This is a genomic window from Bradyrhizobium sp. RD5-C2 (assembly GCF_019972155.1).
Lineage (GTDB): Bacteria > Pseudomonadota > Alphaproteobacteria > Rhizobiales > Xanthobacteraceae > Bradyrhizobium.
In genome coordinates, this window is record NZ_BOVL01000021.1 from 291,258 (window position 1) to 310,552 (window position 19,295).

Here is a 19,295-nt window from a genome sequence, read left to right on the forward strand (position 1 = left end):
AGAGTGGAAAGGCCGGCTCGCGCCGGCCTTTTTGCATCCGAACGCGCGCATCTGTTCCGCACAGCGAACCAACACCGCGTTGGCGCGCGGCAGCCGCGAAAAATCCCGCAGATCGTCGCAATTTTCCCGATTTTGTTAACCCGCCGCACCGATACTCCCGCGCCGGGGAAACATCCAAGAGTAGTGGCCAAGAGTACGGCCAGGGGGCACGGGGCAATGGCGTTTCGTTTCAAGCTCGGCAAACCAAATCTCAAGCGTATCCGCCTGCCGCAGATGGGCGTCAGGGGCAGCCTGTTCGCGGCGTTCGCCGTGATCGCAGGCATGGCGCTGGTGATCAGCGCAGGCGCCGGCATCGTGCTGCATCAGCTCGGCGGCACCATGAGCGATCTCTCCGGCCGCGACATTCCGCGGCTCGCCGCGAGCCTGCAGCTTTCCGCGCAGAGCGCCTCGCTCGCAGCCCAGGGGCCCGGCCTGCTCGCCGTGCAGAGCGAGGATGCGCTGAACGACCGCACCAAGAAGGTGCAGGAGGTCGCGCAGCAAACCAATGCCAAGCTTGGCGAGATCATCGAACTCGGCGCCGACAAATCCGTCGTCAGCGCGCTGCAGGAGAACGTCAAGAACACCGACGAGGCGACCAAGAGCCTGATCTCGGCCGCGCATGAGCGGCTCGATGTCGGCGCGCTGCGCGACAAGCAGTACAACGCGCTGCGCAAGGCGCAGGGCGCTTTCGTCTCCGCCGCCGGTCCGGCGATGCTCGACGCGCAGACCCGGCTCAACGCCATCCTCGGCGCGGCCGATGTCTCCGCCGACGCTGCCGCCGAAGCGGCCCGCACCGTCGGCCAGATCGGCAACGTGCTCGCGGCCGGCAATCTGATGGCCGCCGACATGACCGCGGCGCTGTCGGCCAATTCCAGCGAGACGCTCGATGCCATCGAGGCGGAATTCAAGAAGGGCCGCGACCGCGTCAAGTCCAACCTCGAGGACCTGCCGAACAATCCGGCGATCGTTGCCGTGCGCGACACCGCCGAGAAGCTGCTCGTGCTCGGCGAAGGCAAGACCGGCGTGTTCAAGATCCGCCAGAAGGAACTCGACGCGATCGATTACGGCCAGACCATCCTGGAAGAGACCCGCAAGCTCAATGTCGGGCTCGGCATCAGCGTCCAGCAGCTGGTCGACGCCGTGCAGAAGGAGACCGACTCCGCGACTTTCCAGGCGCGGCAGCAGATCTCGCTCGCGACCACGGTGATGATCGGATTGGGCGCGCTGACCTTGGTCGGCTCGTTCCTGTTCGTCTGGCTCTATGTCGGACGCAACATCCTGCGCCGCATCCGCGGCCTGCAGCGCTCGATGCAGCTGTTGTCCGACGGCGACCTCGACACCGAGATCCCGCAGAGCCGCCAGCGCGACGAGATCGCCGTCATGGCCGACTCGTTGCAGGTATTCCGCGAGAGCATGATCGAGAGCCGCGAGCTCACCGAGAATCAAAACAAGGACCGCTCCGCCAAGGCCGAGCGCGCCTCGCGCATGGAGACGCAGATCGTCGCGTTCGAGTCCAATGTGCGCGGCGCGCTGGGCAGCCTGCAGACCGCGGCGAACTCGATGCAGTCGACCGCGCAGAGCATGTCGGCGACCGCCGACCAGTCGAGCGCATTGGTCAACGCGGTGGCCTCGGCCGCCGAGGAGACCTCGGTCAACGTGCAGACGGTGTCGGCCGGCACCGAGGAGCTGTCGTCGTCGATCTCCGAGATAGGCCGCCAGGTCGTCACCTCGGCCGAGATCGCCCGCAAGGCGGTCGAGGAAGCCAGCGCCACCGACACGACCATGCAGGGCCTTGCCGACAATGCCGCGCGGATCAGCGTCGTGGTCGACCTGATCCAGACCATCGCCTCGCAGACCAATCTCCTGGCGCTCAACGCCACCATCGAGGCGGCGCGCGCCGGCGAGGCCGGCCGCGGCTTTGCCGTGGTCGCCTCCGAGGTGAAGAACCTGGCGAGCCAGACCGCCAAGGCGACCGAGGAGATCCGCCAGCAGATCGTCAGTATGCAGGAGGTGACGACGACGGCGGTCACCGCGATCCGCAACATCTCGAGCACGATCGGCGAGATCAACGACGTCACCACCGCGATCGCCGCCGCGGTCGAGGAGCAGGGCGCGGCGACCCGCGAGATCGCGCGCAACATCCAGCATGCCGCCGGCGGCACCAGCGAGGTGTCGAGCAACATCGTCGGCGTCTCGACCGCCTCGGCCGAGGCCGGCACTGCTGCCGGCGAGGTGCTCAGCGCCTCCGACGCGCTGCGCCGCGAGGCCGACGTGCTGCGCTCCGAGATCGACGGCTTCCTGTCGAGCATCCGCGCGGCGTAAGCGAGCGCCGTCATTCCGTGGCGCCTCGAAGAGGCGACCCCGGAATCTCGAGATTCCCCGGTGCGCAATTGCGCACCTGAGGTTCTATGCTTCGCATAGCCCCGGAATGACGGACGCACACTTGCAGGACTCGTCCGTTTGATCCGGGTTACGGAAATTCCCCGATTTCCCACCCCATTCTCCGGACGACTATCTGATTTTTCGGCTGGCGCGGCGGCCCGGGTCCCGCTAAGTCGGTAGCATGCATACGAAGACCGACAGCCTGCCCTCCTCGGCGGAGGCATTGCGATACCCTTGGGAGAACCATCCCGGCCACGACCAAGTCGTGGAGGTGGCCCCCGGCGTGCTGTGGGCGCGGCTGAAGCTGCCGTTCCGCCTCAACCATGTGAACATCTATCTGCTCGCCGATGGCGACGGCTGGACCATGGTGGATGCCGGCTTCGGCAATGAGGAATCGATCGCGGCCTGGACCACGCTGTTCGAGGGACCGCTGAAGCACGTCAAGGTCAAGCGGCTGATCGTGACGCATTCGCACCCTGATCACGTCGGTCTCGCCGGCTGGATCACCGAGCGCTTCGACTGCCCGCTGTACATGTCGCAGGTGGAATATCTGCAATCGGTCTATCACCAGAACCGCGGCACCGAAGAGCGGCGCAACGCGCAGCGGCTGTTCTTCCGCCGTCATGGCATGGACGAGGACCTCACCGAGAAGCTGCTCGGCCGCGGCCAGGATTACCTGAAGCGCGTATCGGTGCTGCCGCCGTCCTATCACCGCCTCACCCACGGCGACGAGGTCGTGATCGGCACGCGGCGCTTCAAGGTGATCACCGGCGGCGGACACGCGCTCGACCAGGTGATGCTGTATTGCGCGGCCGACAAGCTGTTCCTGTCCGCCGACCAGGTGCTGAGCAAGATCTCGCCCAATGTCAGCGTCTGGGCGGTCGAGCCCGAGCAGAACTCGCTCGGCGAATATCTGGCCTCGCTGGCCAGCCTGACCACCACCCTGCCCTACGACGTGATGGTGCTGCCCGGCCATGGCGTGCCGTTCTATGGGCTGAAGACCCGGATCAAGCAGCTCGCCGATCACCATGAGGAGCGCTGCCGCCTGATCGCCGAGGCCTGCCGCGAGGTGCCGCAGACCTCCAAGGAACTGGTGCCCGTGGTGTTCCACAAGCACGTGCTGGACGAGCATCAGATGGGCTTCGCCGCCGGCGAACTGGTCGCCCACGTCAATTACATGCTGGTCGAGGGCCGCCTGACGGCCGAGATGCACGCCGACGGCATGCTGCGCTTCAAAACGACTTGAGCGCCGGGCCGGGCGGCAAGGCATCGCCCGGCGATTTGACCGAAATCAAGCCAAACCGAGCCAGCTAGGGCAATTTGCCCAACCGCGACGCATGCCCAGATGTGGGCCAGTGCATAGACATTAGAGCTGGAAAAGCTCTAAGAAGAGGCAGGTTTTCCGGTCAGGTTCCGCTTTCTGGGTTCGCCGATGAATTACAGCCAGTTTTTCCAAACCGCCCTCAACCGCCTGCATGACGAGCGGCGCTACCGGGTGTTCGCCGACCTCGAACGGATCGCGGGACGCTTCCCGCACGCGACCTGGCACTCGCCGAAGGGCAGCCGCAACGTCGTGATCTGGTGCTCCAACGACTATCTCGGCATGGGCCAGCACCCGAAGGTGGTCGGCGCCATGGTCGAGACCGCGACCCGGGTCGGCACCGGCGCCGGCGGCACCCGCAACATCGCGGGCACCCATCATCCGCTGGTGCAGCTCGAGGCGGAGCTCGCCGACCTCCACGGCAAGGAAGCCTCGCTGCTGTTCACCTCGGGCTATGTCTCGAACCAGACCGGCATCTCGACGCTCGCCAAGCTCGTTCCGAACTGCCTGATCCTGTCGGACGCGCTGAACCACAATTCGATGATCGAAGGCGTGCGCCAGGCCGGCTGCGAGCGCCAGATATTCCGCCACAACGATGTCGCGCATCTCGAAGAACTGCTGATCGCCGCCGGTCCCGACCGGCCGAAGCTGATCGTCTGCGAGAGCCTTTATTCGATGGACGGCGACGTCGCGCCGCTCGCGAAGATCTGCGATCTTGCCGAGAAATACGGCGCCATGACCTATGTCGACGAGGTTCATGCGGTCGGCATGTACGGCCCGCGCGGCGGCGGCATTGCCGAGCGCGACGGCGTGATGCACCGGATCGACGTGCTCGAGGGCACGCTGGCGAAGGCGTTCGGCTGCCTCGGCGGCTATATCGCTGGCCGCGCCGAGATCATCGACGCGGTGCGCTCCTATGCGCCGGGCTTCATCTTCACCACCGCGCTGCCGCCGGCGATCTGCTCCGCCGCAACCGCTGCGATCCGCCACCTGAAGACCTCGAACTGGGAGCGCGAGCGCCACCAGGACCGCGCCGCCCGCACCAAGGCGATCCTGACCGCCGCCGGGCTGCCGGTCATGTCGAGCGACACCCATATCGTGCCGCTGTTCGTCGGCGACCCGGAGAAGTGCAAGCGCGCCTCCGACCTGCTGCTCGAGGACCACGGCATCTACATCCAGCCGATCAACTATCCGACGGTCGCCAAGGGCACCGAACGGCTGCGCATCACGCCCTCGCCCTACCATGACGACGGCCTGATCGACGCACTGGCCGAGGCCCTGCTCCAGGTCTGGGACCGGCTCGGCCTGCCGCTCCGCCAGAAGTCGCTGGCCGCCGAGTAACCCTATCCGCGTCCACCCCCGAATTTGGGCCGGCCGTGCATCGCACCGCCGGCCCTTTGCGTTATAATCCTGGCACCCGGCCCTCCCAGCGGCCGGGACAGGAGATGAGCAGCGATGCTGCACGACTGGGGCGTCATCGCCACGGCGTTCGCCTACATCGGATTGTTGTTCTTCATTGCCAGCCGCGGCGACCGGAGGTCGGCGGGGGCGCGCGGCCGCGCCAGCCAGTGGATCTATCCGCTGTCGCTCGCGATCTACTGCACCTCCTGGACCTTCTTCGGCTCGGTCGGCTTCGCCACCCGCACCAGCGTCGACTTCCTGGCGATCTATGTCGGCCCGATCGTGATGATCGGGCTGTGCACGCCGCTGCTCCGCCGCGTCATCGCGCTCGCCAAGTCGCAGAACATCACCTCGATCGCCGACTTCATCGCCGCGCGCTACGGCAAGAGCCAGGCGGTCGCGGCCACCGTGGCGCTGATCGCGATCATCGGCTCGGTGCCCTACATCGCGCTGCAGCTCAAGGCGATGGCCTCATCGCTGGAAACCATCCTGAGCGAGGACCAGGCGTTCTCGAAAATCCCGATCATCGGCGACATCGCGCTGATGGTGACGCTGGCGATGGCGGTGTTCGCGGTGCTGTTCGGCACCCGCCACACCGACGCGACCGAGCACCAGCACGGACTGATCCTGGCGATCGCCGCCGAATCCATCGTCAAGCTGGTCGCCTTCATCGCCGCCGGCGCCTTCGTCACCTTCTGGATGTTCTCACCTGTCGAGCTCTACGAGCGCGCCCTGAAGACGCCGGAGGCGGTGCGCGCGATCGAATATGTGCCGTCGATCGGCAACTTCCTGATCATGACGCTGCTATCGTTCTGCGCGGTCATGCTGCTGCCGCGCCAGTTCCATGTCAGCGTGGTCGAGAATTCGACGCCGGGCGAAGTCACCCGGGCGCGCTGGCTGTTCCCGCTCTATCTCATCGTCATCAATATCTTCGTGATTCCGATCGCGATCGCAGGCCTCGTCATCTTCCCGTTCGGCGCCGTCGATGCCGACATGTTCGTGCTGGCGCTGCCGATCGAGGGCAATGCGCAACTGCTCAGCCTCGCGGTGTTCGTCGGCGGACTTTCGGCGGCGACCGCGATGGTGATCGTCGAATGCGTCGCGCTGTCGATCATGGTCTCCAACGACATCGTGCTGCCGCTGGTGCTGCCGCGCAGCGACGACGCCCGCACCGGTCAGAAGGACTTTGGCGACTTCCTCCTGAAGGCGCGCCGCTTCTCGATCTTCGCCATCATGGTACTGGCGTATTTCTACTATCGCGCGCTCGGCAACACCCAGCTGGTCGCAATCGGCTTGCTGTCCTTTGCCGCGATCACCCAGCTCGCGCCGGCGTTCTTCGGCGGGCTGTTCTGGCGCCGCGCCACCGCACGCGGCGCCATGGCGGGCATGCTGGTCGGCTTCGCGATGTGGCTCTACACGCTGTTCATCCCGAGCTTCCTGGAAAACTCGACCACCGGCCTGATGCTGCTGCAGCATGGGCCGTTCGGGATCGAGGCGCTGCGGCCGCAGGCGCTGTTCGGCGCCGATTTGCCGCCGCTGCTGCACGGCGTGCTGTGGAGCCTTGCGCTCAACATCATCACCTACGTCTTGTTCTCCCTGGCGCGCGCGCCGTCCTCGATCGAGCTGTTGCAGGCCGACGTGTTCGTGCCCAACGCACTGGCCCCGATCGCACCGAGCTTCCGGCGGTGGCGCACCACGGTGACGGTGCAGGACATCGAGAGCACGGTGACGCAATATCTCGGCCCCGACCGCACCCGCGAGGCGTTCGCGGCATTCGCCCTCGACCGCAATATCGTGCTGCTGGCATCGGCGCCGGCCGATTTCGAGCTGCTGCAGCACGCCGAGCGGCTGATCGCCTCCTCGATCGGGGCAGCGTCCTCGCGCCTCGTGATGTCGCTGCTGCTGCAGCGGCGGACGGTGTCGGCCAAGGCCGCGCTGAAGTTGCTCGACGATTCGCACGCCGCGCTGCATTTCAACCGCGAGATCCTGCAGACCGCGCTCAATCACGTGCGCCAGGGCATCGCGGTGTTCGACGCCGATCTGCAGCTGATCTGCTCCAACCGCCAGTTCTCCGAACTGCTCGCGCTGCCGCCGCATCTGGTGCAACTCGGCATCCCCTTGCCCGAGATCCTCGAATTCATGGGCGCGATCAGCCCGCCGCCGGCCGGTGACAGCAACAACCTGCTGCAATTGCGGCTGCGCGCCTACACCACCGAGGGCGAGCCCTATCTGGAACGCTTTGCCGATCGCCATCTGGTGATCGAGGTGCGGGCCAACCGCATGCCGGGTGGCGGGCTCGTCATCACCTTCTCCGACGTCACGCCGAGCTTCGAGGCCGCAGAGGCGCTGGAGCGCGCCAATGCGACGCTGGAAAAGCGCGTCCGCGACCGCACCGAGGAGCTGACCCGGCTGAACTCGGAGCTCGCGCTGGCCAAGGGCATCGCAGAAGACGCCAACGCCTCCAAGACCCGCTTCCTCGCGGCGGCCAGCCACGACATCCTGCAACCGCTCAACGCGGCGCGGCTCTATGTCACGAGCCTCGTCGAGCGCCAGAACGGTGGCGAGGATTCGCGCCTGGTCGAGAACATCGACGACTCGCTCGAGGCGATCGAGGACATCCTGGGCGCGCTGCTCGATATCTCCAGGCTCGATGCCGGCGCCATGACGCCGGCGATCACGAGCTTCCGGATGGCCGATTTGATGCGCTCGCTGGAGATCGAGTTCATGCCGATCGCCCGCGACAAGGGCCTCGATCTGCGCTTCATCGCCTGCTCGCTGCCGGTCGAATCCGACCGCTCGCTGCTGCGCCGGCTGTTGCAGAACTTCATCTCCAACGCGATCAAATATACCCCGCGCGGCCGCGTGCTGATCGGCTGCCGCCGCCGCGGCGACACACTCCAGATCAGCATCTTCGATACCGGCGTCGGCATTCCCGTGCAGAAGCGCGGCGAGATCTTCAAGGAATTCCATCGCCTCGAGCAAGGCGCCCGGATCGCCCGCGGCCTCGGCCTCGGCCTGTCGATCGTCGAGCGGCTGGCGCGCGTGCTCAACCACCGCATCGCGATTTCGGCCAATGTGAGCGGCGGCTCGGCGTTCTCGGTCACCGTGCCGGTCGCGACCGCCGTGAACCATACCGCGGCCGTCACCACCGCCACGCCGCTGTCGAAGACGCCGATGAGCGGCTCGCTGATCGTCTGCATCGAGAACGATCCCGCCATTCTCGACGGCATGAAGACGCTGCTGACGGCGTGGGACGCCGAAGTGATCGCGGTGCTCGATGCCGACGGCGCGATCAGCGCGATCGAGGCCGCCGGCGGCCGCGTCACCGGCGTGCTGGTCGACTATCACCTCGACCGCGGCAACGGCGTCGCCGCGATCCGCGAGATCCGCCGCCGCTTCGGCGACGGCATTCCGGCGATCCTGATCACCGCCGATCGCAGCCCCGCGGTGCGTCTGGCCGCGCGCGAGGAAAATATCGCGGTGCTGAACAAGCCCGTGAAGCCGGCCTCGCTGCGCGCGCTGCTCGGACAATGGCGCACCCAGCAGATGGTGGCGGCGGAGTAGCCTTAAGACCGGCCGGCTTACGGCCTGCGCAGCGCCCGCAGGCGGAGCCCGGCGGCGAGGGCGAGCATGGCCGGCACCACGAAGCTCGCCGGCACCCAGAAGGCGGCGCGTGCCATCGTCGCGTCGGCAATCGCAGCCGACAGGCCGCTGGCATTCGCGATCAGGCCAGCGATCGCCGCGCCGAACGCAAAGCCCATCTGCTGGATGGTCGGCACCGACGAGGCCGCGACCACCTCGTCGCCTGCCTTGGCACTGTCCATGATGCGATGTGCGACGAGCGGCCAGCACTGGCCGATACCGGCTCCCAGCAGCGCGATCGCCACGACCAGCAGGATGATGGACGCCGCGCCGTTTGGACCGAGCCAGCCGATCGCGACAAGACTAGCTGCCATGATCACAGGACCGGTCAGCATCAAGCGGTCCGCGCGGCGGGCCGAGACGCCGGCCGTCAGCAGCGAGGCGGCGCTCCAGCCCAGCGACGCGCAGGCGACCGTGAAGCCGGCCGAGAGCGGATCGAAGCCGTGCAGCTGCTGCAGGAACATCGGCACGTAGATCTGCAACGGACTGAAAGTAATGCAAAGCAGCAGCGCGAGCCAAAGCCCGACGCCGGTGCCGGTGCGCCAGGAGAACGCGTCACTAGGCAGCAGCCGGGGTGACGCCAGACGATCGAGCCGGATCATCGTGACAAACGAGACGATCGCCGTGACGATCAGGCCGAGCTTCAGCAAGGACGATCCGGCAGCAGAGGTGGCCGACGTCGCGGCGATGGCAAGGCAGATCAGCGCGACACGGCCGAGCGGCAAGCGCGCCGGCGACGCGCGCTGCGCCGCCGTGACCGGCGGCAGCACGAAGAAGGCAGCGATCGCCAGCACGGCGGCCGTTGCGGCGCTGGCGACAAAGGCGCCGCGCCAGCTCGCGAAATGCGCGAACAACCCACCGACCAGCGGGCCGATCAGCACCGACATGCTCCAGCTCGTCGACATCAGCGCGATGGTTCGCGACCACATCTGCTCGGGAAACGTGCCGCGCACCAGCACATAGGCGACGGCAGCCTCGAGGCCGCCGCCGAATCCCTGGATCAGCCGGCCGGCCACGATCCAGCCCATCGCGGGGGCCAGCGAACACAGCACGGCGCCGACGCCGAAGATCGCAACGCCGACGCAGTAGACCTGCCGGGCGCCGAGCGCGGTGGAGAGCACACCAACGCAGCTCGCCGCGACGATGGAGGACGCCAGATAGGCCGTGGTCGGCCAGCTCAGCATGCTGACACCACCGAGTTCGCCGACGATCGACGGCAGCACCGTCGTCAACATCAGCACGTTCATGGATTGCAGCAGCACACCGCCGAGCAGGACGGCCAGTGTCGGGATCCATTCGCGCTTGAGGAGCGATCGCCACCCCGCGCGGACTTGTTGTTGCTCCATGTCGGAGTTCTCCTTCCGGACTGGCGCCAAGGCAGTTGCACGCGGCGGCGATTTCCGGTTATTTTAGATAGTATCTTGTTTCTAAAATAGGCCGATGGGTCAAGACGACATAAACAGCCAGGATCGCATCCTGTTCGAACTGAAGACCCGCGGCCCGCAGACCGCCGCCGGCATCGGCGCGCGCCTCGACATGACGCCTGCCGGCGCGCGCCAGCACCTGCTCAAGCTCGAAGCAGCTCGCCTCGTCGAAAGCGGCGATGAACGCGAAGGCCGCGGGCGGCCGCGCAAATATTGGCGTCTGACGGCGGGCGGCCACGCGCGCTTCCCCGACCGCCATTCCGACCTCACGCTGGATCTGTTGCGATCGATGCGTGAGGTGTTTGGCGAGCACGGCCTGGAGACGCTGATCGCGCATCGCGAACGCGCCGGCATTGCCGACTACCGGAAGGCAGTCGGAACCGAGGGCTCACTCCGACAGCGGCTCACGGCGCTCGCTCGGATCCGGAGCCGGGAAGGCTATATGGCGAGCGTGGTCAAGGACGCCGGCGGATTCCTGCTGATCGAGAACCACTGCCCGATCTGCGCAGCGGCGGCTGCCTGTCAGGGCCTCTGCCGCTCCGAACTTGCTGTGTTTCGCGCGGTGTTGGGCAGCGACGTCGTGGTCGAGCGCGTCGATCACATCCTGGCCGGTGCGCGGCGCTGCGCGTACCGGGTCGTGCCGGCCGCGTAACTCAGCTCGACGGCGTGCCCTGGCGCCACTGGCCGCCGGCGATCTTGGCGGCGGCGATCACGGCCTGGGTGCGGCTTTCGACGCCGAGCTTCTGCAGGATGGCCGAGACATGAGCCTTGATGGTCGCTTCCGAGACGCCGAGCTCGTAGGCGATCTGCTTGTTGAGCAGCCCCTCGGACAGCATCATCAGCACCCGCACCTGCTGCGGGGTCAGCGTCACCAGACGGTCGCGCAGCCGCGTCATGTCGGGATCGCCGGCCGCCGACAGATCGGTGTCCGGCGGAACCCAGACGTCGCCCTCCATCACCTTCATGATGGCGTCACGCAGCGTCTCGACGCCGAAGCGCTTGGGGATGAAACCGGAGGCGCCGAAATCGAGCGAGCGCCGAATGGTTCCGACATCGTCGCTGGCGGAAACGATGACCACAGGAATCGCCGGATACTGCGCCCGCAGATAGATCAGGCCGGAGAAGCCGCTGATCCCCGGCATGCTCAGGTCGAGCAGGATCAGGTCGACCTCGGAGTCCCGTTCCAACAGCGCGGTCAGGTCCTCGAACGATCCGGCCTCGCTGATGGTGGCCGAACTCACGACGCTGGACACCGCCTGACGCAACGCATCGCGGAACAGCGGATGGTCGTCGGCGATGACAAGATGAGTATTGGCAGCAGCAGTCATCTCAGTCCCACAAGCGGGCTTTGGGAAGCCCGCGCCGTTCGGTTGTCGCCCGCGTGGCAGTATCACGCAAGCCCTTGATAATACCAGATGCCAACTCAGTTAACCCGCCAAGCTTGTGCGCCGCAACAGACGCACGCGGGGACGTTCCATCCAGCTCACGCCTGCAAAGATAAGTTCAAGCGTGTAAAAGCCAAAAGTCTTATTGGGACGGGTTTCACTGCGATGTTACCCTCGACTTAAGCCTAAGGTCCATTCGGACCTAACCCGCCAGCCGGGGGCGAGCATGGCAGCAATAATTCGGGGGGAGCAATCCAAATGTCCACTATGACTGCAACTTCGGCGCGGCCCGCCGGCATGACGAAGGATGAGCGTTTCGTCATCCTGGCGTCGTCGCTCGGCACCGTGTTCGAATGGTACGACTTCTATCTCTACGGTTCACTGGCCGGCATCATCGGCGCGCAGTTCTTCTCCGACTATCCGCCGGCGACGCGCGACATCTTCGCGTTGCTGGCCTTTGCCGCGGGCTTCCTGGTGCGTCCGTTCGGCGCCATTGTGTTCGGCCGGGTCGGCGACATCGTCGGCCGCAAATACACCTTCCTGGTCACCATCCTGATCATGGGCCTGTCGACCTTCATCGTCGGCCTGTTGCCCAGCGCCAAGACCATCGGCATCGCGGCGCCGATCATCCTGATCTCGCTGCGCCTGTTGCAGGGCCTCGCGCTCGGCGGTGAGTACGGCGGTGCGGCGACCTACGTCGCCGAGCACGCGCCACAGGGCAAGCGCGGCTACTACACCTCGTTCATCCAGACCACGGCAACGCTCGGACTGTTCCTGTCGCTGCTGGTGATCCTGTTCACGCGAACCTTCACCGGCGAGAAGGACTTCGCCGATTGGGGCTGGCGCATTCCGTTCCTTGTGTCCGTGCTGCTGCTCGGCATCTCGGTCTGGATCCGTCTGCGGCTGAACGAATCGCCGGTGTTCCAGCGGATGAAGGACGAAGGCAAGACCTCCAAGGCGCCGCTGACCGAAGCCTTCGGGACCTGGAGCAACGCCAAGATCGTGATCCTCGCCCTGCTCGGCCTGACCATGGGCCAGGCGGTGATCTGGTACACGGGTCAGTTCTACGCGCTGTTCTTCCTGCAATCGATCCTGAAGGTCGACGGTTACACCGCCAACCTCCTGATCGCCTGGTCGCTGCTGCTCGGCACCGGCTTCTTCCTGGTGTTCGGCGCGCTGTCGGACAAGATCGGCCGCAAGCCGATCATCCTGGCCGGCTGCCTGATCGGCGCACTCACTTTGTTCCCGATCTTCAAGATGATCACGACCAACGCCAACCCGGCGCTGGAAAAGGCTTATGAGACGGTCAAGGTGCAGGTGGTTGCGGATCCCGCGGGCTGCGGCGATCTGTTCAACCCGGTCGGCACCCGCGTCTTCACGGCACCCTGCGACACCGCCCGCGCCTTCCTCGCCCAGTCGTCGGTGAAGTACTCCACCGTACCGGGCCCGGCCGGCTCGCCGGTGAAGGTCACCGTCAACGACAAGGAAGTGCCGTACACGGACGCCAAGACGTCGAACCCCGCAATCCTCGCGGCGGTGCAGGCGGCGGGCTATCCGAAGGTGGGTGACGCCGGGATCGTGAAGATGTCGAACCCGTTCGACGTCTTCCGTCCGCAGGTGGCCTCGGTCATCGGGCTGCTGTTCATCCTGGTGCTCTACGTCACCATGGTCTACGGCCCGATCGCCGCCATGCTGGTCGAATTGTTCCCGACCCGCATCCGCTACACCTCGATGTCGCTGCCCTATCATATCGGCAACGGCTGGTTCGGCGGCCTGCTCCCGGCGACTGCGTTCGCGATCACAGCCTCGACCGGCGATATCTACTCCGGTCTCTGGTATCCGGTCATCTTCGCGGCAATCACGGTCGTGGTCGGCGCGCTGTTCATTCCGGAAACCAAGGACGTCGACATCACCAAGACCTGACGGTCGACACCGTAATCAAAATGCATCGGCCGCGGAGCGATCCGCGGCCGATGTCGTTTTGGAAGCCAGAGCCTGAAAACCAGGCCTTGGAAGCGAGGTACAACCCGTCAGCGCGTGGCGCCGATGAATTGCAGCACGATCTCGCGCCGGTGTGGGTGGGCGCGATGCTCGATCAGATAGATGCCCTGCCAGGTGCCGAGAGCCATCTCGCCATCGAGCACCGGGACCTGCAGCGAGGTCGCCGTCAGCATGGTCTTGATATGCGCCGGCATGTCATCGGGACCTTCGGTGTCGTGACGCCAGCCGCCGTCTTCGGGCGCCACGCGATCGAGCGCCGTCATCAGATCGACCAGCACGGTCGGATCGGCATTCTCCTGGACCGTCAGCGAGGCCGAGGTGTGACGGATGAACAGGGTCACCGCGCCCTCGCCGGCACCCACCTCGCGCAGGAATTTTGCGACCTCGCGCGTGATGTCGGTGAAGCCGGCGCCGGACGTTTCGACCGTCAGGCGCGACGACACGATGCTGGTCGCCGCGACCGAGGATGGTGCCGAGCGCGACGTTTGCTTCGATGAGCTCATCTGCAGTCTCTCAACTCGTCGTCCCGGCCTGGTGCGCAATTGCGCACGGGGCCGGGACCCATACTCCGCGGCCCCTCACGTTCAAAGACTCGGAGTGGATATCCTTTGTAACCAATACGCTTCGGTGGTTATGGGTCCCGGCTTTCGCCGGGACGACACCGTGGATGTTGCAAACGCCGTATCAAATCTTGCCGCCATTGACGTCGCGCTGCACGCGGTTGGCCATCTCGATCAGCCGCCGCCAGGCCCGCTCCACGAACGACATCATGCGATCCATGTCGCGGTCGCTCGGCAGCGGAATCTCGATCTTGCGCTCGCCCTCGGCGACCTTCGGCTCAGCCTTCTTCAACGAATCCGATTTCGGCAACGCCTCGTCGGTCTTGGCCGATGGCGCACGCGCGGCGAGCTCGCCCTTCAGTCTGTCATTGTCGGCCTGCAGCCGCCCGATCTCGGCATCCAGCGCCGCGCGCTCGTCCGGCACCATGTAACAGGCCCAGCCGGCGCTGGAATTGGTGCAGGTCGACACCGCGCCGGTGCGGGTGTCGAGCCGCAGGAAGCCATCGCCGGCCGGCGACAGCGCGTAGCGGCCGTTCTCGGTATCGGGCGCGGTTTGCGCGAGCGCGGCGCCACTTGAGATCAGGATGGCAACGATTGCGATGGACAATTTCGAAGATGACATCGCGATGGGCATGGCTTGCTCCGCCTCAACCTGACTCCTGCCCCTAGACCACAGAGCTATAGGGCTTGCGGCCTGACTTCAACGCGTCCTCGAGCAATTCGATCCGGTCCTGACCCCAGAACACCTCGCCATCGAGCACATAGCCCGGCGAGCCGAACACGCCGGCGTCCAATGCAGTCTGGCGATTCTGCTCATAGGCCGCGCTGATCGCATCCGAGCCCGAGCGCTCCACCAACTGCCGGCCAGGCAAGCCTGCATCGTCGGCGAGCTTCACCAGCGTCGCAGCATCGGCAAGGTTGAGCTCGAGCTCCCACACCGCGGGATAGGCGCGTTGCAAAAACGGCTCGGGATCGAGGCCTGCCTCGAGCATCGCGATCACGACGCCATCGGCAAGCCGCCCATTGAACGGCCAGTTGGCCGGCTGCAGGTGAAAATTCAGCCCGCGCTTGTCGCGCCAGCGCTGCAACTCGATCATCCGGTAGCGCTGGCGCACCGGATGGCGCTGGGCGAGCGGCAACCCGCCGGTCTTCGAGAACAAATCGACCAGCAGCACGGGCCGGTAATTTACCTTGAGATCGTAAGCGCTTACGAGCCGCACGAAGGGCTTGTGACCGATATAGGCCCAGGGGGATTGCAGCGAGAAGTAGTAATCGATCTGGCGTGACATGCGGAACCTTGATTGCGCAAGAGGATGAGGACTTTCAGCGATCCCAGCAGAGCGGGAAATGCCGCGCAACATCGCTTCACAGCATACAAGCTGTTGCACTGCGAACACTGCGTCACTCTGACCTTGAATATCTTCAAATAAATCCAGCAGAATCAAAGCAATAACTGGTTACGACGCAATCTTGACTTGATTAGACGCGGTAAGTATGGTCCGCGCGGCTTTTGACGGGGACGGGCGCAATTTCCATCATCCGCGGCTTCGGTTAGTGTTTGCAGCATGGCTGAGAACACCAACGACGGCGCAGGTGGAAGTCGCGATCATTCGCCTCCTGACGAAGCTGCGCTTTCCGCAAGGCTCGGAAGTCTCGATCATCGGTTGTCAGAAATTCGCGACAGCCGCAGGAGCAAGACTGATCAATCCGGTACTGAAAGCGGGGACAGTGCCGCCAGAGCTTCGGCGATGGCGCTCGGTTTTCGTCTTTCCTCGGAGCTGATCGCGGGCGTTGCCGTCGGAGCGGCGATTGGCTGGGGATTCGACCGTTTGCTGTCGACGTCGCCATTCGGCTTCATCGTGTTAACGCTGCTCGGCTTCGTCGCCGGCGTTGTCAACGTGGTGAGGTCCGCGGGCGTGGCCTCGGGCAAGCGCTGAGCGCTGGCGGGAAGTCACGACATTTGAAATTCGATTACCGGCACGATGGCCGGTGGACCAAGAGCCGCGCGGATGAAAATCGACCCGATCCACCAGTTCAATATCGAGCCCCTCTTCACGCTGGGCCACATCGGCAATCATACGATCGCCTTCACCAATTCGTCGCTCTTCATGCTCATCGCGGTGCTGCTGATCGCGCTCCTGATGCTGGCGAGCGGCCGGGAACTGGTTCCAGGACGGCTGCAGTCGGTCGCCGAAATCTCCTACGAGTTCGTCGCGTCGACGATTCGCAGCACGGCCGGCTCGGAAGGCATGAAGTTCTTCCCGCTGATCTTCTCGCTCTTCATGTTCCTGTGCGTCTCGAACCTGGTCGGCGTGATCCCCTACACCTTCACGATCTCGAGCCACCTGATCGTCACCGCAGCCCTTGCGCTGCTGGTGTTCTTCACCGTCCTGATCTACGGCCTCTACAAGAACGGCCTGAAATTCTTCAAGATCTTCGTCCCCTCCGGCGTTCCGATCTACATCCTGCCGCTGGTCATGTTCATCGAGATCCTGTCGTTCTTCCTGCGGCCGGTCTCGCACAGCGTTCGTCTGTTCGCCAACATGCTGGCCGGCCACATCGCGCTCAAGGTGTTCGCGGGCTTCGTCGCGATGCTCGGCTTCTCGCTGGGCGCGCTCGGCTGGTTCGGCGGCGTGCTGCCGCTGGCGCTCACGGTCGCGCTGTACGCGCTCGAACTGCTGGTCGCATTCCTGCAGGCCTACGTGTTCGCGATCCTGACCTGCATCTACCTCAACGACGCCATTCATCCGGGACACTAAGCGGTCCGGGGAATCTCCACCCACCAATCTGTCTATCTTTCTCAAGGAGCTACAAATGGAACCGGCAGCAGCAAAACTTATCGGCGCGGGCATCGCGTGCATCGGCATGGGCGGTGCGGGCGTCGGCGTGGGCATCATCTTCGGCAACTACCTCGCCGCTGCGGTGCGTAACCCCTCGGCCGCTCAGGGCCAGTTCGGCAACCTGATCTTCGGCTTCGCCGTGACCGAAGCGCTCGGCATCTTCTCGCTGCTGATCGCGCTGCTTCTGCTGTTCGTTCCGCTCTGAGCGGCACCCCGGTTCCGCTTTAGCGGCAACCCGGTTCCGCTCTCGCGGTAACCCCTTCGCGCCGCCCAAAGGTCGTCCCAAAGGGCGGCGCGCATGACAGCAACAGGAGAACACCGTGGCTGAGAGTCATGGCGAGGCAAAAGGCCAGAATGCCGGCGCCCACACCGAGGCCGATGGCGGACATCACGGCGGAGCCTTTCCGCCGTTCGATTCCTCCAATTACGCTTCGCAGCTGGTGTCGCTGGCGATTGCATTTGTCGCGCTCTATCTGATCGTGTCGCGTTTCGCACTGCCGCGCGTCGGCGGGACGATCGATGCACGCCAGAACAAGATCGAGGGCGATCTGGCGGAGGCGCAGAAGCTGAAGGACGAGTCCGACGCGGCGCTGAAGGCCTATGAAACCGAGCTGGCGAATGCGCGCTCCAACGCGCAGGCGATCGGTAACGAGACCCGCGAGAAGCTGAACGCGGCCTCGGAAGTCGAGCGCAAGGCGCTGGAAGAGAAACTGGCGGTCAAGCTCGCCGACGCCGAGAAGCAGATCGCAACGACGAGGACCAACGCCATGAGCAACGTCCGCGGCATCGCGGCGGATGCGGCCGGCGCCATCGTCCAGCAACTCGCCGGCGTCACGCCGGACGCGAATGCGGTCAACAGCGCCGTCGACGCGTCGCTGAAGGGATAGACGATGTTTTACGAACCGGAAACCTGGGTTGCGATCGCCTTCGTCATTCTGCTGGTCGTGTTCGGCTATCTCGGCGTCCATCGCACCCTGCTGACGGCGCTCGATCATCGTGCCGAGCGCATCAAGGCCGAGCTCGAGGACGCCCGCCGTCTGAAGGACGAGGCCAACAAGCTGCTCGGCGAATACAAGGCGCGCCGCGCCAGCGCGGAGCGCGAGGCCGCCGACATCATCGCCAACGCCAAGGCCGAAGCCGAACGGATCGCGGCTGAAGCCAAGACCAAGATGGAAGATTTTGTCGCCCGGCGGACCAAGACCGCCGAGGGCAAGATCGCCCAGGCCGAGGCACAGGCGGTGGCCGATGTACGCGCCGCCGCGGCCAACGCCGCCGTGACCGCCGCCTCGACCATCCTGTCGCAGTCGGTCAAGGGCTCGGTTGCCGACGACCTCGTCGGCAAGGGCATCGCCGAAGTCCGCTCCAAGCTGAACTGACGCGATCACACTTCCTTCCGGAAAAGGCCGGCGCGAGATCATCGCGCCGGCCTTTTTCTTTGTTCCTGCTGCTTCTTATGCCAGCGGCCGCGTCACGGCCGGCGCTAGTGCTTCTTCTTTGGCGCGCGGGCCTTGGGCTCCGGCTTCAGCGCCTGCGGATCGAAGCCGATATAGAAGATGTAATCGTCGTTCTCCGCGGCCGACGGCGCCGGATAGACGACATCCTCGGCGACCAGGCTGAACGGCACGCTGCCGCTGTCGTCCATCTGCACCGTGGTGGTGTAGGCCTTGGTGGCGATGGTCTTCTCGCCGACGCCGCCCTTCACCACGGCGACGCGCAGCGGCACCTGGATGGTCGGCGGCGCGCCCTGGGGGCCAACGATGATCCGCCCCTGGATACCGATCTTGGCCGTGATCTGGCCGCTGTTGAGATTGCATTCCCGCGCCGTGCGCGTGATCGAGGCCAGGAATTTGACGTCGTTGCCGACCGCTTCCTTGCCGTCCACGGCCACCGAATAGGTCGAGGCCCCGGAGCGGATCTGCACCGGCGGGCAGGTCAGCCCGGCGTCGGCATCGTTGAGCGGCTGCGGTGCCGCCGCCGTCGCCGGCTTCGAATCGGACGAACCGCCGCCGAACAGGCTCTTGAAGCGGTCGCTCAGCGACTGCGCCGAGCTGGCCTCCGGCAGCAGGGTGGCACCGAGACCGATCGATACCGCCGCCGCGAGCGCGAACCTGATCACCCTGTCACCCATGCGATGTCCCTAAAGCCCCCAAACCAGAGTTCCCCGTTTCGCGGGCGTTATAGCAAGCCAATGGCGGCGAACCCAAGGCATGTCGAGATGGCATGTTGCAAAGGCATGTTGCAAGGGCACGCTGAAAGCATCCTGAAACGGCTCGGATGCGCCCGCCATCAGCCATTGGCCC

17 protein-coding genes are annotated in these 19,295 nt (G+C 65.3%); 11 read left to right on the top strand and 6 right to left on the bottom strand.

The features are described from left to right. Window positions 1–216: 216 nt before the first annotated feature. The 4 genes from BraRD5C2_RS28635 to BraRD5C2_RS28650 all read left to right on the top strand — a co-directional run bounded on the left by BraRD5C2_RS28635 (window position 217) and on the right by BraRD5C2_RS28650 (window position 8,707). Window positions 217–2,361: a methyl-accepting chemotaxis protein gene (locus BraRD5C2_RS28635; RefSeq protein ID WP_223974375.1), complete on the top strand. Its 2,145-nt coding sequence runs from the start codon at window positions 217–219 to the stop codon at window positions 2,359–2,361. 241 nt (window positions 2,362–2,602) lie between these two features. Continuing rightward, window positions 2,603–3,667 (top strand): MBL fold metallo-hydrolase, encoded by a 1,065-nt coding sequence (locus BraRD5C2_RS28640; RefSeq protein WP_223974376.1) that lies wholly within the window; start codon window positions 2,603–2,605, stop codon window positions 3,665–3,667. Between the two features lie 186 nt (window positions 3,668–3,853). Further along, complete coding sequence (gene hemA / locus BraRD5C2_RS28645) at window positions 3,854–5,083, top strand: 5-aminolevulinate synthase (RefSeq protein WP_223974377.1); 1,230 nt, start codon at window positions 3,854–3,856, stop codon at window positions 5,081–5,083. A gap of 114 nt (window positions 5,084–5,197) precedes the next feature. Then, window positions 5,198–8,707 carry a PAS domain-containing hybrid sensor histidine kinase/response regulator gene (locus tag BraRD5C2_RS28650; RefSeq protein ID WP_223974378.1) on the top strand — a complete coding sequence of 1,170 codons (3,510 nt, stop codon included), beginning with the start codon at window positions 5,198–5,200 and terminating at the stop codon, window positions 8,705–8,707. Between the two features lie 17 nt (window positions 8,708–8,724). Here the strand turns inward: BraRD5C2_RS28650 and BraRD5C2_RS28655 are convergent, their stop codons facing one another. Continuing rightward, a complete protein-coding gene (locus BraRD5C2_RS28655) occupies window positions 8,725–10,131 on the bottom strand; it encodes an MFS transporter (protein WP_223974379.1) in 1,407 nt (468 codons plus the stop codon). Between the two features lie 94 nt (window positions 10,132–10,225). Between BraRD5C2_RS28655 and BraRD5C2_RS28660 the strand changes: the two genes are divergently transcribed. Beyond that, a complete protein-coding gene (locus tag BraRD5C2_RS28660) occupies window positions 10,226–10,861 on the top strand; it encodes a helix-turn-helix transcriptional regulator (RefSeq protein WP_223974380.1) in 636 nt (211 codons plus the stop codon). Between the two features lies 1 nt (window position 10,862). Here the strand turns inward: BraRD5C2_RS28660 and BraRD5C2_RS28665 are convergent, their stop codons facing one another. Next, on the bottom strand, window positions 10,863–11,537 hold the full coding sequence (locus BraRD5C2_RS28665; protein ID WP_223974381.1) for a response regulator: 675 nt from the start codon (window positions 11,535–11,537) through the stop codon (window positions 10,863–10,865). 354 nt (window positions 11,538–11,891) lie between these two features. On the opposite strand from BraRD5C2_RS28665, the gene BraRD5C2_RS28670 reads away from it, so the two are divergent. Then, window positions 11,892–13,517: an MFS transporter gene (locus BraRD5C2_RS28670; RefSeq protein ID WP_374708056.1), complete on the top strand. Its 1,626-nt coding sequence runs from the start codon at window positions 11,892–11,894 to the stop codon at window positions 13,515–13,517. Between the two features lie 107 nt (window positions 13,518–13,624). Here the strand turns inward: BraRD5C2_RS28670 and BraRD5C2_RS28675 are convergent, their stop codons facing one another. The 3 genes from BraRD5C2_RS28675 to BraRD5C2_RS28685 all read right to left on the bottom strand — a co-directional run bounded on the left by BraRD5C2_RS28675 (window position 13,625) and on the right by BraRD5C2_RS28685 (window position 15,444). Beyond that, the gene (locus tag BraRD5C2_RS28675) at window positions 13,625–14,098 is read right to left on the bottom strand and encodes a secondary thiamine-phosphate synthase enzyme YjbQ (protein ID WP_223974385.1); all 474 of its coding nucleotides are present in this window, start codon (window positions 14,096–14,098) and stop codon (window positions 13,625–13,627) included. 181 nt (window positions 14,099–14,279) lie between these two features. Next, entirely contained in the window at window positions 14,280–14,789 is a 510-nt protein-coding gene (locus BraRD5C2_RS28680; protein WP_223974386.1) for a hypothetical protein, read from the bottom strand. 31 nt (window positions 14,790–14,820) lie between these two features. After that, window positions 14,821–15,444: a 2-hydroxychromene-2-carboxylate isomerase gene (locus BraRD5C2_RS28685; RefSeq protein ID WP_223974387.1), complete on the bottom strand. Its 624-nt coding sequence runs from the start codon at window positions 15,442–15,444 to the stop codon at window positions 14,821–14,823. Between the two features lie 276 nt (window positions 15,445–15,720). Between BraRD5C2_RS28685 and BraRD5C2_RS28690 the strand changes: the two genes are divergently transcribed. The 5 genes from BraRD5C2_RS28690 (at window position 15,721) to BraRD5C2_RS28710 (ending at window position 18,371) form a co-directional block, all read left to right on the top strand. Further along, window positions 15,721–16,092, top strand: a complete 372-nt coding sequence (locus BraRD5C2_RS28690; protein WP_223974388.1) for an AtpZ/AtpI family protein — start codon at window positions 15,721–15,723, stop codon at window positions 16,090–16,092. A gap of 72 nt (window positions 16,093–16,164) precedes the next feature. Then, window positions 16,165–16,914, top strand: coding sequence for a F0F1 ATP synthase subunit A (locus BraRD5C2_RS28695; RefSeq protein WP_223974389.1), 750 nt, complete (start codon window positions 16,165–16,167; stop codon window positions 16,912–16,914). 55 nt (window positions 16,915–16,969) lie between these two features. Then, window positions 16,970–17,200 (top strand): F0F1 ATP synthase subunit C, encoded by a 231-nt coding sequence (locus tag BraRD5C2_RS28700; protein ID WP_016847054.1) that lies wholly within the window; start codon window positions 16,970–16,972, stop codon window positions 17,198–17,200. A gap of 115 nt (window positions 17,201–17,315) precedes the next feature. Beyond that, window positions 17,316–17,882 carry a F0F1 ATP synthase subunit B gene (locus BraRD5C2_RS28705; protein WP_223974390.1) on the top strand — a complete coding sequence of 189 codons (567 nt, stop codon included), beginning with the start codon at window positions 17,316–17,318 and terminating at the stop codon, window positions 17,880–17,882. A 3-nt stretch (window positions 17,883–17,885) separates the two neighbouring features. Further along, window positions 17,886–18,371 carry a F0F1 ATP synthase subunit B family protein gene (locus BraRD5C2_RS28710; RefSeq protein WP_223974391.1) on the top strand — a complete coding sequence of 162 codons (486 nt, stop codon included), beginning with the start codon at window positions 17,886–17,888 and terminating at the stop codon, window positions 18,369–18,371. Between the two features lie 104 nt (window positions 18,372–18,475). Here BraRD5C2_RS28710 and BraRD5C2_RS28715 read toward each other — a convergent pair whose 3' ends face one another. Continuing rightward, window positions 18,476–19,123, bottom strand: a complete 648-nt coding sequence (locus BraRD5C2_RS28715; protein WP_223974392.1) for a hypothetical protein — start codon at window positions 19,121–19,123, stop codon at window positions 18,476–18,478. Window positions 19,124–19,295 lie beyond the last annotated feature (172 nt).

What these genes read in the sequence shown, in the direction of transcription:
- BraRD5C2_RS28635 (WP_223974375.1), top strand. Translation starts at nt 217, where the DNA reads ATGGCGTTTCGTTTCAAGCTCGGCAAACCAAATCTCAAGCGTATCCGC.
- BraRD5C2_RS28640 (WP_223974376.1), top strand. Translation starts at nt 2,603, where the DNA reads ATGCATACGAAGACCGACAGCCTGCCCTCCTCGGCGGAGGCATTGCGA.
- hemA (WP_223974377.1), top strand. Translation starts at nt 3,854, where the DNA reads ATGAATTACAGCCAGTTTTTCCAAACCGCCCTCAACCGCCTGCATGAC.
- BraRD5C2_RS28650 (WP_223974378.1), top strand. Translation starts at nt 5,198, where the DNA reads ATGCTGCACGACTGGGGCGTCATCGCCACGGCGTTCGCCTACATCGGA.
- BraRD5C2_RS28655 (WP_223974379.1), bottom strand. Translation starts at nt 10,131, where the DNA reads ATGGAGCAACAACAAGTCCGCGCGGGGTGGCGATCGCTCCTCAAGCGC.
- BraRD5C2_RS28660 (WP_223974380.1), top strand. Translation starts at nt 10,226, where the DNA reads ATGGGTCAAGACGACATAAACAGCCAGGATCGCATCCTGTTCGAACTG.
- BraRD5C2_RS28665 (WP_223974381.1), bottom strand. Translation starts at nt 11,537, where the DNA reads ATGACTGCTGCTGCCAATACTCATCTTGTCATCGCCGACGACCATCCG.
- BraRD5C2_RS28670 (WP_374708056.1), top strand. Translation starts at nt 11,892, where the DNA reads ATGACGAAGGATGAGCGTTTCGTCATCCTGGCGTCGTCGCTCGGCACC.
- BraRD5C2_RS28675 (WP_223974385.1), bottom strand. Translation starts at nt 14,098, where the DNA reads ATGAGCTCATCGAAGCAAACGTCGCGCTCGGCACCATCCTCGGTCGCG.
- BraRD5C2_RS28680 (WP_223974386.1), bottom strand. Translation starts at nt 14,789, where the DNA reads ATGCCCATCGCGATGTCATCTTCGAAATTGTCCATCGCAATCGTTGCC.
- BraRD5C2_RS28685 (WP_223974387.1), bottom strand. Translation starts at nt 15,444, where the DNA reads ATGTCACGCCAGATCGATTACTACTTCTCGCTGCAATCCCCCTGGGCC.
- BraRD5C2_RS28690 (WP_223974388.1), top strand. Translation starts at nt 15,721, where the DNA reads ATGGCTGAGAACACCAACGACGGCGCAGGTGGAAGTCGCGATCATTCG.
- BraRD5C2_RS28695 (WP_223974389.1), top strand. Translation starts at nt 16,165, where the DNA reads ATGAAAATCGACCCGATCCACCAGTTCAATATCGAGCCCCTCTTCACG.
- BraRD5C2_RS28700 (WP_016847054.1), top strand. Translation starts at nt 16,970, where the DNA reads ATGGAACCGGCAGCAGCAAAACTTATCGGCGCGGGCATCGCGTGCATC.
- BraRD5C2_RS28710 (WP_223974391.1), top strand. Translation starts at nt 17,886, where the DNA reads ATGTTTTACGAACCGGAAACCTGGGTTGCGATCGCCTTCGTCATTCTG.
- BraRD5C2_RS28715 (WP_223974392.1), bottom strand. Translation starts at nt 19,123, where the DNA reads ATGGGTGACAGGGTGATCAGGTTCGCGCTCGCGGCGGCGGTATCGATC.